Source organism: Microcoleus sp. CAWBG640 (genome assembly GCF_020883015.1).
GTDB classification, from domain to species: Bacteria; Cyanobacteriota; Cyanobacteriia; order Cyanobacteriales; family Microcoleaceae; genus Microcoleus; species Microcoleus anatoxicus.
The window spans coordinates 23091-35657 of record NZ_JAHRFC010000014.1 but is presented as its reverse complement, the minus strand read 5'-3'; the positions used below and the strand labels follow the sequence as shown (position 1 = coordinate 35657).

Below are 12567 nucleotides of genomic sequence, written 5' to 3'. Positions count from 1 at the left end.
TATTACTTCTTGCTTCTTGCTTCTGATTCAAAATCGGCAAACCCACTTCCACAAAGGATGACTAGGCCCCTGTTGGCGAATGCGGCTAACTTGTTGTTCCAAACGCTGTTTTTCTCGTATTGGTAATCCTCGCGCAATATTGCGACCTTGCCAAGTTAGCACTCCCAAAGTCATCCCCAAGCACAAACCCAAACCGAGAGTTGGCCAGCGGTGAAAGTATAAACCGTAACGCACCGCAGCCCAAGTAAAGTTTTCGATCCACAAAGCAATTTCATCGCGTAAAGCCCAAATACTCAAAGAACCGACGCTAAGCCACAACAATATTACAGTTAACCAGCGACCGTATACTGTTAGTTTATGGAGCCTTTGGACTTCGATTTGAAAATTTGGATCGCTTTCATTAGTCATTGTTATTGGTTATTGGTTATTGGTTATTGGTTATTGGTTATTGGTTATTGGTTATTGGTTATTGGTTATTTGTTATTTGTTATTGGTTATTGGTTATTTGTTATTGGTTATTGGTTATTGGTTATTGGTTATTTGTTATTGGTTATTTGTTCTTGGTTATTTGTTATATCAAAGCCCGTAGCATCGGAATTATTCATCTCTCTTATCTCCCTCTGTGTTCTCTGCGTTCTCTGTGGTTAAATCATTCCGATGCAACCGGAAACGATATTATTGGTTATTGGTTATTGGTTATTGGTTATTGGTTATTGGTTATTGGTTATTTGTTATTTGTTATTTGTTATTGGTTATTGGTTATTGGTTATTGGTTATTTGTTATTGGTTATTTGTTATTTGTTATTGGTTATTTGTTGTTTGTTATTGGTTGTTTGTTATTTGTTATTGGCGGTTCCTGGCCTTCGACTCTTCCACTAGGCTGCGGTAGGCGCGTGGGAAGGGTCGAAGGGTCGAAGGGTCAACAGTCAACTAAACTTCATCAGATGGACTCATGGCTTCTACAGGGACTGGGATAGAGTTGCCCGTGCGACTGCGCCACCAAGCTAGCAGCGTACTAGCAATGAAAATACTGGAATATGCACCAGCAATAAAACCCACAATCAAAGCTAAAGCAAAGTATTTGAGAGTTTCGCCACCAAACAAAAAGATAGAAAACAGTGTCAGTAGCGTAGTCATCGTCGTGTTAATCGACCTTCCGAGGGTCTGGATCACAGCATCATCGACAATTTGGTCGATCGACAAACCGGGATTTAGCTTAATTACTTCACGCACGCGATCGTAAATCACTACTGTATCGTTAACAGAAAAACCGATAATTGTCAATAGAGCAACCACAAATAAACTGTCTACTTCTATGCCTAGAACTAAACCCAAAAATGAAAAAATGCCAAGAGTAATTAACACATCGTGGAACAGGGCAACAAAAGCAAAAAAGGCATAATCTAACTGAAATCGGAATGTCAGATAAATAGTAATCCCAGCAAAAGATAGTAATAAAGCCAACAATCCCGAAGTAAATAATTGTTTACCGAGGGTAGGACCTACCGTATCAATTTGAGTAGATTTAGGGGCAAAATCACCTATTTTTTCACTCAAAGCTGTTTGCAACTTAGTCCGCTTTTCCACATCCAAAGTTTTCGTTCGTAGCGATAAGCCTCGCTGTTCTTTGCCGATCACTTGAATGGTACTACCGGCTAAACCTTGGGTATCGAGGACTTCCCGGACAGCAGCAAGATCGATGGGTTTACAATTTTCTGGTTTCGTGCAGTCAAGTTCAAATTGTAGCCTAGTGCCACCGATAAAGTCCAAACTAGGGCGTAGGGGTGCGCGGATGTCGGGACGAGTCCAAGAAATTGCCATCGAGACTATACCCGCAAGGATAATCGCGGCGGAAATACTCCACCAGATCGATCGCTGTTTGATTACACTGAATTTCATAAGTTGAAGGAAGAAGGAAGAAGGAAGAAGAACCCCCCCTGCCCCCCCCAAGGGGGGAAGAAGGAAGAAGAACCCCCCCTGCCCCCCCAAGGGGGGAAGGAAGAAGGAAGAAGAACCCCCCCCTGCCCCCCCCAAGGGGGGAAGGAAGAGGGAGAAGAACGCCCCCCTTGGGGGGAAATTCAGGAAGAGGGAACAGGGAAGAAGAAAGCAATCAGTAGTTAACTGTTAACTGTTAACTATTAGCCGTTTTCGACAAATTAGGACAGAACCATTCAGGTTTCCGCAATTCTGGAAAGCCCAAAACTACCAACATCAGAGTGCGGCTACAAGTGATAGCAGTAAACATACTGACTGCGACACCCAAGGCTAGCGTTACAGCAAACCCTTTCACTAAACCAGCACCCAAGTAGAACAGCGCTGCACAAGCAATTAGCGTTGTGACATTACCATCTAAAATGCTAGAAAAAGCCCGGTAAAAACCCGATTCTACAGAACGATATAGGGTTTTTCCAGCCCGCAACTCTTCTCGCGTGCGTTCAAAAATCAGCACATTGGCATCCACAGCCATACCAATGCTGAGCACAAAACCAGCAATTCCCGGTAGTGTTAAAGTTACTCCCAACAGCACGAAAGCAGCCCAAGTTAGCAAAGCATAAATTAACAGGGCAATATCTGCAATTACGCCAGGGAGTCGATAGTAGCCGATCATGAAAATCAAGACTAAAACTAAACCCCCAATCCCTGCGGTGATACTGCTTTGAATACTGTCTTTACCCAAACTAGCACCGACTGTGCGGTTTTCAATAATTTCTACGGGTACTGGTAAAGCACCACCGCGCAGTTGCACTCCTAAATCGTTAGCTTCTTGCGCTGTAAAACGACCTTGAATTACGGCATTTCCTCCTGTAATTCCTGTTTGGGCAAATTCCACGCCAACTACAGGAGAACTAATCATTCTTTCATCTAGAAAAATGCCTAGAGTCCGTCCAGTTCCGGCTAAATTTTTAGTAAGTTCGCCAAATAATTCGCCTCCTTTGGTGTCGAAGCGGAGAGCGACATTCCATTCGTTACCACTGGGTTGAGCTTGAGCATCCTTCAGGTTGCTTCCGCCGAGTTCACTACTTTTGTATAGTTTCGAGATTGCCTCATTACTCCTTTTCAAAGCAGCCTGATTTTCTTTAAATGCTGCCTCATTGGGGGTAGTTTTTAATGCTGCTTGTTTTGCGAGTAATTCCTGCTGCAACTGCCTCTCGATGGCTAATTGAGCTTCGGTTCCTGGCAGTTGTTCCCGGAATTCTAGCTTGGCGGTGCCGCCCAAAACTCGTTCTGCTTGCTGGGGGTCATTTACTCCTGGCAATTGTACGAGAATTTGGTCTTCTCCTACTGTTTGTACTAAGGCTTCGGAAACTCCCAAACCGTTGACGCGATTTTCTACGATGCGTCGTACTGCTTCTAACATTCCCTGGTCAATTTTGGGGATGGTGGGGGTAGTTTTGACTTGAATTGTGAGTTGTGAGCCTCCTTGCAAGTCTAATCCTAGCCGCGTAGGAAGTGTTACTATGACAGTAATGGCGGCGATGATTAAAACAAAAATTAGGGCTAATACTGAACGTTGTTTTTGCATATTTAATTATTTGTTATTGGTTATTTGTCATTGGTTATTTGTTATTTGTTGTTCGTTGTTTGTTGGTTGTTATGGGTTATTGGTTGTTTGTTATTTGGTTAATTGTTAATTGTTAATTGTTATTTAGTTAATGACCACTAACCAATAACCACTAACCCATAACCAATAACCCATAACCAATAACCCATAACCAATAACCCATAACCCATAACCAATAACCAACAACCAATGACTATTTATACTCGTAGGGATACCATTTTTTGGACGGCTTCGATAATTTGAGCTGGCTGTACGATTGTCAGTCTTTCCAAATTACCGTTGTATGGTGTGGGGATATCTTGTGATGAAAGTCGCAAAACAGGTGCGTCGAGTTCGTCAAAGTAGCGATCGCTAATTGAGGCAATTAATTCAGCACCGATGCCTCCTGTTTTCATGCACTCCTCCACAATAATTACTTTGTGGGTTTTGCGAATGGATGCACCAATGGTCTCCATGTCAAGGGGTTTGAGAGAAATTAGGTCGATTACTTCTGGATCGCAACCCTCTTTTACGAGTGCGGGCACGGCTTGCATGACGTGATGTCTCATCCGGGAATAGGTCAAAATTGTGACATCTTTGCCCGATCGCACTATTTCTGCTTTGTCCAGTGGCACTAAATATTCTGTTTCTGGCAAATCTTCTTTCAAGTTGTAAAGGAGAACGTGCTCGAAAAACAGGACGGGATTATCATCGCGGATGGCTGATTTTAAAAGGCCTTTGGCATTGTAAGGGGTCGAACAGGCAACGATTTTTAGACCTGGGACTGCTTGGAAATAGGCTTCTAGTCGCTGAGAGTGTTCGGCGCCTAGTTGCCGGCCCACGCCACCGGGACCGCGAATTACCATGGGCATTTTGAAGTTGCCGCCGGATGTATAGCGCAGCATTCCAGCATTGTTGGAAATTTGGTTGAACGCCAAGAGCAAAAAGCCCATGTTCATGCCTTCGATGATCGGCCGCAATCCTGTCATTGCTGCCCCTACTGCCATGCCTGTAAAGCTATTTTCGGCGATCGGGGTATCGAGGACGCGGAGGTCGCCGTATTTATTGCAGAGGTCTTTGGTGACTTTGTAGGAACCGCCATAGTGGCCTACGTCTTCGCCGAGTACGAATACAGCGGAGTCGCGGGCCATTTCTTCGTCTAGGGCCTCGCGGAGGGCGTTGAACAATAAGGTTTCTGCCATAGGAGGTGAATGATTGCAGGAGGGTTAGATTAGAATCTTAACCTTTTGGGGGTGTGGATTTGAATGCGATCGCAAATTCGGCAGTTAAAACCTGAGATTTTGCCAATCTTTATCATAACATTTGTCTTATGTCAATGAATATTTAAGTTAAAATAATACTAACTTGCCTGCCCGCAGCAATCGTACAAGAGAGAACCGAGCTTGGTGCAAAGACAAAGGCATTAGAATCAGTGGACCGCCTTTAGGAAGGCCTCCAACCAATATCAGCAAAGAAAAAAAGAAGCAAGGGTTGGAAGATGAGAGAATTCGCAATGCGATTGAGGGAAAGTTCGGACAAGGTAAACGAAGATTCGGTCTGAATCGGATCATGGCAAAACTTGATAATACTTCTGAAACAGTCATTGCGATTACTTTTTTAGTCATGAACCTTTCTACCTGGTGGCGCCGGGTTTTTTGTGTGTTTTTATGCCGTTCGGGGAAAACAATGCCTGTTTTTGGGCTGCACATAATCTGGGGTTATGCTTTACTCAGAATGATGAAACATCAAGGTTGGATATTTATAGCTCACAACAAACAACGAAATAAAAAGTTAGTGAGTAGTGAGTGGGGAACGTGTGATATTGTTTTTGAAACGAAGATGTGAGGGTGAGTATCAACTATGAATACACTTGTTTACAAAACTTTAGTAGTTACGCTAACTGTTTTAGTTAGTGGACTGACGCCGACAGCGATCGCCCAGACCGTCGATTCCCCTATTACCGATCGACCAACTGCTTCACCAGCCAACAGCGAGGAAACCGATCCTCAAATAAATGTACAAGCAGAGGCACTCCCAGAGTCAGTAGTTAGCGCTGAAAATGTTGGGGATAATTCCCTCAACGGCGTGTTGCTCCCAACCACTACTAACCAAGAAATACCAACGCAGAAAGCCGAAGATTTCAATCAATATCTAAGTCTAAATCAGGACAGAGGATCTTCGAGGGCCAAGGAAAATTCCCTAGTTTCCAATCCATCGCCAGAGAACACATTGACGGAACAGGTAATTCCTATCTCTGGACAAACAGCAGAACTTCCACAACAGGATACCTCACTCTTTGATAATATATTGCCAGCAAGGGGAAAAACCGTCAACCCCCTCTTTGACAAAAAAACATCAGAGGACAACACATCGATCGACCAAGTGACCTCAGTCTCCCAGCTATCCGACGTGCGGCCAACGGATTGGGCATTTCAAGCATTACAATCTCTAGTCGAACGGTACGGTTGTATCGCGGGATATCCCGACGGCACATTTCGCGGCAACCGGGCAATCACCCGCTACGAATTTGCCGCTGGCTTAAACGCCTGCTTGGATAAAGTGAGGGAGGTAATTACCGCTGGAACGACAAACTTAGCTACCAAAGAAGACTTGGCAGCCGTCCAACGGCTGCAAGAAGAATTTGCAGCCGAATTAGCAACCCTGCGCGGGCGTGTAGATACCCTGGAAGCTCGCACGGGCGAACTCGAAGCCAACCAATTCTCCACCACCACAAAGCTGACGGGTGAGGTGTTGACTTATCTGGGAGATGCTTTTGGCAAAAATGCTAGCGAAGCGAATAACACTACATTGGGCTATCGACTCCAACTCAACTTGAATAGCAGCTTCACGGGTAAAGACAGCTTGTTTGTCAGTCTGGAAGCCACAAATTTAAGGCCACTTAACACAGCTACCGAATTTCCGCAAGGTCGTCTCAGCGGCCCGACTGATGAAACTCGTTTCCTGTCATCCGACATATCAGGAAATGGAACTTTGAATTTGATCGGATTGGGATACCGCTTCCCAGTGGGTGACAAACTGCTAGTTTCTTTAAATGCCTTTTCTAGCAATCGGTTACTTTCAGCACCCCTGAGTCCATTTGCCAGTCCGACTACAGGAGCTCTATCGTACTTTGGTTCAATCAACCCGATTCTGTACCCCGCCATTCAGCAGACAGGGATTGGCGTACAGTGGAAAGCAACTCCGTGGTTGAACTTCGATTTCGCCGCCGGCAGCGAATTCCGGACAAACGACCCGACTGTAGGTCTCTTCAGTGGTGGCTACAGTGGTTCTGTACGAACGATCTTCACTTTCAACAAGCTCAATCTTGCTTTAAATTATATCCACTTCTATTCTCCTCAATTTGGGGCTGATACGGCGAGTGGTAGTAACGCTGCCAAAGTTGTGGGGGCTGGGCCCGTTGTCGGCAACGCATATCTTCCTGGAATCTCCTATCGAGTCTCCCCGACTTTGGGGTTAAGCGGTTCTGTTGGTTTGATTAAGGCTCGTGCCTTGGGCAATGGTACTAAGGGAGATGCTAATGTGTTGGACTATCGTTTTTCTATGGCTTTTTATGACATAGGTAAAAAAGGTAACTTAGCTGGTATTGTTTTTGGGGTGCAGCCCAGGCTGGCGGGTACGAGCAATGGGGCGATCGCTCAAGCGATTGGTTTACCCGCAGGACAACGCCGCGATCGCGACACGGGATTTCACATCGAAGCCTTTTACACCCATCTACTGACCGACAATATCACTATTACCCCTGGTATAATCTGGTTGACCGCCCCCAACCATGACGATCGCAACCCGGATGTTGTTGTGGGAGTAGTGAGAACAACCTTCTCTTTTTAACTTAAATAACCTATCAAGAGTTTCTGATGAACCAACAAGTTTTAGCAGTAATTGAGAAAATCAGTGTCCTTGGTGGCGAACAGTACGGGGAAAGTGCTTGGCGAAATCCCATTCGCAAAGATACCGGCCCAATTTTGCAAGCACTGGTGATGGCATCCCAACCCAAGACTATCCTTGAATTAGGCACTGGTTATGGTCTTTCTACTTGTTATCTAGCATTGGGAAATAGCGAAACTATCATTCATACGGTCGAGTTTGATAGTGCTGTAGCCGAACAAGCTAATAAACACTTTTATTTAGCGGGAATTTCCCATCGAATTAAACAGTGGGTGTGTCCTTCTTCTGAGGCAATTTCCAAAATCCCCCAGGAGATTCCTGTGCCAGATTTTGTGTTTATCGATCACGCGAAACGGCCTTATAAAGACGATGTTTCTGCTATTATTGAAAGCTGTGGTGGTAAGCAGATACTTCTGGTTGCTGATAATGTGGAAGATCGGAAGCACGAACTTGCTGATTTTCTGGAGTGGTTTCCGTCAATTGCCCTCAATTTAACGATTATTTCGACTCAATGTGGTTTGCTGGTTGCGTCGATATAATTAGGGTTTTGCTGAATCAGCAGGCAGAAAGTTGGCCACCCATAAGCTGTTCTCCATTTAAACCAGTAACTCGTGGCGTAGGGTGCGTCAGCTAGAACCCTTACGCTGAAACGGAAAACCTTGTACGGGCGAATGGCAAGAGATCCCCTACGCACCCTACGCCCCTAAGTTTAAATGCCGAACAGCTTACCGTCCGTCAATGAAAATGCCAAATCCGGCTTAAACACCTCCTTTATCCCTTAGTCTGCTCCGGCAGACTTCGTTTGGCAAGGAGCGGTTTCAAGAGACTGTTAGCGAATCATAAAAAGGGTGGCAAACTCGGATTTGGTATTATTAAATCATAACAGAAAATGAAACAGATTGTAGACTCCTTATAGTTATAGCAACCGCCAAGGTTGTTAGGGTATTTAAGAACATTGCTCCCTTCGACTCCGCTCAGGGATCGATGACCTTCTTCGCCTTGGCGACGGCTATAACTTGCTTTCCCAGCAATCTGCATGATTTTTCCTAGAAAAAGTGCTCTGAGTTAATTAGTCATATCAAATCCGGTAGCATCGGAATTATTAGCCGAAATCAGGAGACGGCTTTTGGAGTGTCCTTACCCAAAATCATACTGTAGGGACACTCCAAGAGCCCTTCTTCGTGTCAACTTAAGGTAGAACCGATAGTCCGGCAGGGGTTGAAACCCCTGCCTCAAAGCTAAAGTCCTCTCAAAGAGGACTGAAGAGAAGAATTTTCAACTCATTAGTCCTCTTTTAGAGGACTTTCGCTATTAGACAGGGGTTTCAACCCCGGTTGGACTCGTCGCGGGCCCACAGACGAACTTGGCGCGCTGACAGCTTAAGTTGACACCTATGGGCTCTTGCGCCGTCTCCTCTATATCATTCCGGTGCAGCCGGAATTGATATCACTTATTTGAGCGCTGGATTTGCAGTTTCTGGGTGAAGCAATTGTTTTTCAGTGAATTCTCGATCGAGAGTTAGAGAATTATTCTCATCACTTTCAGGGAGAATCCGAATATCTTGTGCGGGCGCCCCGAGTTTAATCCCTTCTTGCTCAAACCTGGTTTGGATTGTGCGGAGAATATCGGCTGATACTTTCCAGAATTCGTCGGTTTTTGCCCAGCCGCTAGCAATCAGATTAATGTATTCGTCTTCTAGGTCAAACACAAAAGTTGAAGGCGCTGGCTCTTCCAAAATTTGAGGGTGGGATTTGAAAATGTCTACGAGCACTTTCTCTATATTTGTCACATCTTGATCGAAGCTAATCCGAAAGCTAAATTTAACTTTGCGAATGTCACTGGTGGTGAGGTTTTCTATCGTGTCACTCCAAACAGTGTTGTTGGGAATTGTAAAAAGCTGACCGCCAAATCCTTTGATTTTGGTATTGGCTAAACTGATGGAATCTACCCACCCCCATAGGGAGCCGATTTTCACTTCATCACCGACATCAAAGGGTTTGTAAACCATGATCATCAACCCGCTAGCAAAGTTACCGAGGTTGCTTTGCAAAGCAAAGGCAAAGATAAAACTCGCGCCCCCAAGTACAGTCAAAACAGGCGCGAGACTAACCTCTAGTGCTGTCAAAGCTAAGAGTACGCCAACTACAATTCCCCCTCGATTGATGACAACAACGATAAATTGGCGCATCAATTTGGAGGTATTAGAAAGTTTCAGCAGCTTGCTAATCACGAAGCCCACTATTTGAGAAACGATCGCGGAAGCCAAGACAATACCGACAAATTTACCGATATTACTGACCCAACGCAAACCACCTTCATCTGATTTGAACCAACTGAGGACTCTGACGCCTAGACCTTCAGTATCCTTCACATCAATTTCGGCTTTAGTGATAGCTTCAATGTATTTGCGGTAATATTTGGAGTCCCCACCTTTGCGGTCTAATTCTTCTAAAATCACGTTGAAGCGGTCTACAACGGCTGTTCGCCCAGACTGGAGATTGGTAGCATTGACCACCAGTTGGTTCTTCAATGCTGATTCATCTTTAGCATTCGCTTGCAACTTGTCTGACGTTTTTGCAAGCTGCCCTTTTTTGTCTTGGTTTGCTTGACTGTTAGCAGCAGCAGACGAACCCGCAGTTCCTGTTTCACCGCCAGTCTTGATTTTCGTGTTTTCAAGGGTGCTTGTGGCTTCATCGAGCTTCTGAGCAGATTTTTCCGCAGCGCCTGTACCACCAGTGGTAGAAGCCCCGCTAATCGCTTCCCGCGCTTTTTTGACTTGTGCGGTAGCCTCTTCTAATTTTTTTGTGGCTTCCTGGTATTCCGGCGATTTGGGATCGGCAATAGCTTTTTGGGCTTTTTCTGCGTCCTCATCGGCTTTGATCGCCTTGTCTAGCGCGTCAATTTTTTCAGTAGCCGCAGTGTATGCCGGCGAGTCTGGGGCTATTTTCTCTCGCTCTTGTTTCGCTTCGTCGAGGGTTTGTTTGGCCCGATCTACTTCGCCTGTTTTCTCGGCTTTTTTCAAGGCATTGTTTAGGGTATCGTCCTGTTTAAGTTCCTTTTTGGTTTTAGTTGCTTCTTTGAGCCCTTCCTGGGCTTTTTTGAGTTTGTCTTTAGCTTCTTCTGCCTTTTTAGTGGCTTCTTTGTATTCTGCTGAGTCTGGGGCAGCGCTCTTGAGAGCTTTTTCGCTTTCTTCTAGTGCTTTCTTAGCTTCGTCTAGGGAACCTGCAACTTCTTGTTGTTTGTTGATGGAGCGATTTTGACGCTTGATGGCGATTTCGGCATCGCTAATTTCTTTGACTTTTTGTTGGAGCAACAATTGCCACGCTGCGGCTTCGTTTTGGAGTTCATCCAAAGTGAGCGGCTTGACTAGCAGTTGCAATTCCTCAACTGGAATTTCAGGATCTTTAGTCGTAACTGCTGCTTTGGGATCTGCTTTTGGTGGAGGCTCAATTTTCTCAGCTTTAGGTGATGCTGTGGCTTCCTCTGATGCTGTGGCTGCGGCTTCTTGCGATCGCGCCGGCATTCCCCAGAGTGCGAAACAACTAACAACTCCGATCAAAAAAATTGCACGGACTCTCTTGGGTAACATTTTATTGTTTTTCATGAAAATATTTTTCCTGATTTGACATTTCTTTAACTCACCCACTCTCTATAACCTCAAGGAAAAACAGGGCTAATTTGATGTTTGATTGAGCGGTCAACAACTAACTGCTTTGCCCGATCGCCTCTCATTTTAGATTTCCGTTTTTCGGCGCGATAAACTAATTTGTCATCCCAGTAACCTTTGGGTTGAGATTACTGGTAATTGCCATCATCTATTAAGGCTATTTTTATTTAAATTGTTCGCAATTTAATCACCACTTTCAAAACCTATATTTAGTGTCTTGATAGTACCATAGCTGATACAACATTTCAAGTAGCGATCGCTACTTCATTAAGATTTGTGTCTTTGGCGATCGGACTGGAGAATGAAACAGCCCTGGGCTTTCCCCACTGCAAAAACGCACTCAACGCAGGCTCATTTTGCTCGTCCAAAAAACGAATTGCATAAGTAGGGCTTGCTGAATAATCGATCGCTTTCTGGCGATCGGGAGTGATTGATTATTCAACCAGAGTGAAAGATGAGTTTTTCCTGTTTCATATGTGGCTATGCACGGGTTTTGATCTATTTTACCTGTTTTTCACGGCGATCTGACTCTCGATCGCACGCTCTCTTAACCCAGACCACGTAATATGCGATCGATTATTCAGCAAGCCCTAATTAATTCTGTCCAACTACTTATACACCGTGGTCAAAACAGGCGATCGAACAACCACCAAAATAATTGAGGTAAAAATAAAAGGTTTAAAGGCCTATAATCATTCTTATTGTTGGTAATTCCTCCTCATCTAAACCAAATTCATCGTGACTAAAATCAAAGTTATCTGGATCTATATAAGTTCCGAAAAGCCGATCGTGAAACGTAAATATATCACCAAGATTTTTCCCGTGTAATTGAATATTACTAGAATGATGACTCAAATGATATCGAGGTGTAACCAAAACCCATTCTATTTTTTTCATCCAATGTGACGACCACTGAATGTTTGCGTGAACCATGAAATTGGAAAATGAATAAGCAATGGTAAAAATCAATGTGGCATTCAAAGGAACTTCTAATAGTGAAAAAAACAGCAAGTCCCATGAGAAAATAATCTTATAAACTAAGGAATCTTTATTTCCCTTAAGCCAATACATAGGCTTTTGTAAATGGTGCCACTTATGAGCTCGCCAAAGAAAATAATTATAGTGCATAAGCCTGTGATTAAAATAAGCTATAAAATCCTTAAGTACAATTGCAATAATCATTCTCAGCCATAAAGGCAGATTCAGAACTAATACCGTACCTGTTGAATGGGTGATTGCTTCAATGGCGGGAAAAACGAATAGACTGCTTACATAAGAATAGATTTGTGTGGAAATAACTACGAACAAAAGAACTATCGGCAGATCTCTAATATCTGTGAGGAATGTCGATAAATATTGAATTTCACGCAGAGGTTTTTTGATTTCGCAGATGCAGAGTATTACACCTGATATGAATAGTGTCAGTAAAGGAATGAGTAATTGCTGCATAGAA

Annotated in this window: 9 protein-coding genes and 3 pseudogenes; 4 read left to right on the top strand and 8 right to left on the bottom strand. The window is 44.1% G+C overall.

Translation table 11 applies throughout. The features are described 5' to 3' along the window. Nucleotides 1-27 precede the first annotated feature (27 nt). On the bottom strand, nucleotides 28-408 hold the full coding sequence (locus AAFP11_RS09850; protein ID WP_341736894.1) for a hypothetical protein: 381 nt from the start codon (nucleotides 406-408) through the stop codon (nucleotides 28-30). On the opposite strand from AAFP11_RS09850, the gene AAFP11_RS09845 reads away from it, so the two are divergent. Further along, entirely contained in the window at nucleotides 358-648 is a 291-nt protein-coding gene (locus tag AAFP11_RS09845) for a hypothetical protein (protein WP_341736893.1), read from the top strand. The genes AAFP11_RS09850 and AAFP11_RS09845 overlap by 51 nt on opposite strands. A 282-nt stretch (nucleotides 649-930) precedes the next feature. Here the strand turns inward: AAFP11_RS09845 and secF are convergent, their stop codons facing one another. The 4 genes and pseudogenes from secF to AAFP11_RS09825 all read right to left on the bottom strand — a co-directional run bounded on the left by secF (nucleotide 931) and on the right by AAFP11_RS09825 (nucleotide 4743). Further along, nucleotides 931-1899: a protein translocase subunit SecF gene (secF, locus tag AAFP11_RS09840; RefSeq protein WP_341736892.1), complete on the bottom strand. Its 969-nt coding sequence runs from the start codon at nucleotides 1897-1899 to the stop codon at nucleotides 931-933. Nucleotides 1900-2131: 232 nt separating this feature from the next. Continuing rightward, on the bottom strand, nucleotides 2132-3523 hold the full coding sequence (gene secD, locus AAFP11_RS09835) for a protein translocase subunit SecD (RefSeq protein WP_341736891.1): 1392 nt from the start codon (nucleotides 3521-3523) through the stop codon (nucleotides 2132-2134). A gap of 140 nt (nucleotides 3524-3663) precedes the next feature. Continuing rightward, a pseudogene (locus AAFP11_RS09830) lies at nucleotides 3664-3732 on the bottom strand (D-galactonate transporter); the annotation flags it as partial. 27 nt (nucleotides 3733-3759) lie between these two features. After that, complete coding sequence (locus AAFP11_RS09825; protein ID WP_341736890.1) at nucleotides 3760-4743, bottom strand: alpha-ketoacid dehydrogenase subunit beta; 984 nt, start codon at nucleotides 4741-4743, stop codon at nucleotides 3760-3762. Between the two features lie 181 nt (nucleotides 4744-4924). Between AAFP11_RS09825 and AAFP11_RS09820 the strand changes: the two are divergent. From AAFP11_RS09820 to AAFP11_RS09810, 3 genes and pseudogenes are all read left to right on the top strand, one after another. Continuing rightward, a pseudogene (locus AAFP11_RS09820) lies at nucleotides 4925-5386 on the top strand (transposase); the annotation flags it as partial. 15 nt (nucleotides 5387-5401) lie between these two features. Next, complete coding sequence (locus AAFP11_RS09815; RefSeq protein WP_341736889.1) at nucleotides 5402-7390, top strand: iron uptake porin; 1989 nt, start codon at nucleotides 5402-5404, stop codon at nucleotides 7388-7390. 26 nt (nucleotides 7391-7416) lie between these two features. After that, nucleotides 7417-7986, top strand: a complete 570-nt coding sequence (locus tag AAFP11_RS09810; protein ID WP_341736888.1) for a class I SAM-dependent methyltransferase — start codon at nucleotides 7417-7419, stop codon at nucleotides 7984-7986. 911 nt (nucleotides 7987-8897) lie between these two features. Here the strand turns inward: AAFP11_RS09810 and AAFP11_RS09805 are convergent. The 3 genes and pseudogenes from AAFP11_RS09805 to AAFP11_RS09795 all read right to left on the bottom strand — a co-directional run bounded on the left by AAFP11_RS09805 (nucleotide 8898) and on the right by AAFP11_RS09795 (nucleotide 12563). Beyond that, on the bottom strand, nucleotides 8898-11051 hold the full coding sequence (locus AAFP11_RS09805) for a mechanosensitive ion channel domain-containing protein (RefSeq protein WP_341736887.1): 2154 nt from the start codon (nucleotides 11049-11051) through the stop codon (nucleotides 8898-8900). Between the two features lie 377 nt (nucleotides 11052-11428). Then, nucleotides 11429-11500 (bottom strand): annotated as a pseudogene (locus AAFP11_RS09800) (heme utilization protein HuvX); the annotation flags it as partial. 292 nt (nucleotides 11501-11792) lie between these two features. Next, nucleotides 11793-12563, bottom strand: a complete 771-nt coding sequence (locus tag AAFP11_RS09795; protein ID WP_341736886.1) for a sterol desaturase family protein — start codon at nucleotides 12561-12563, stop codon at nucleotides 11793-11795. Nucleotides 12564-12567: the final 4 nt, after the last annotated feature.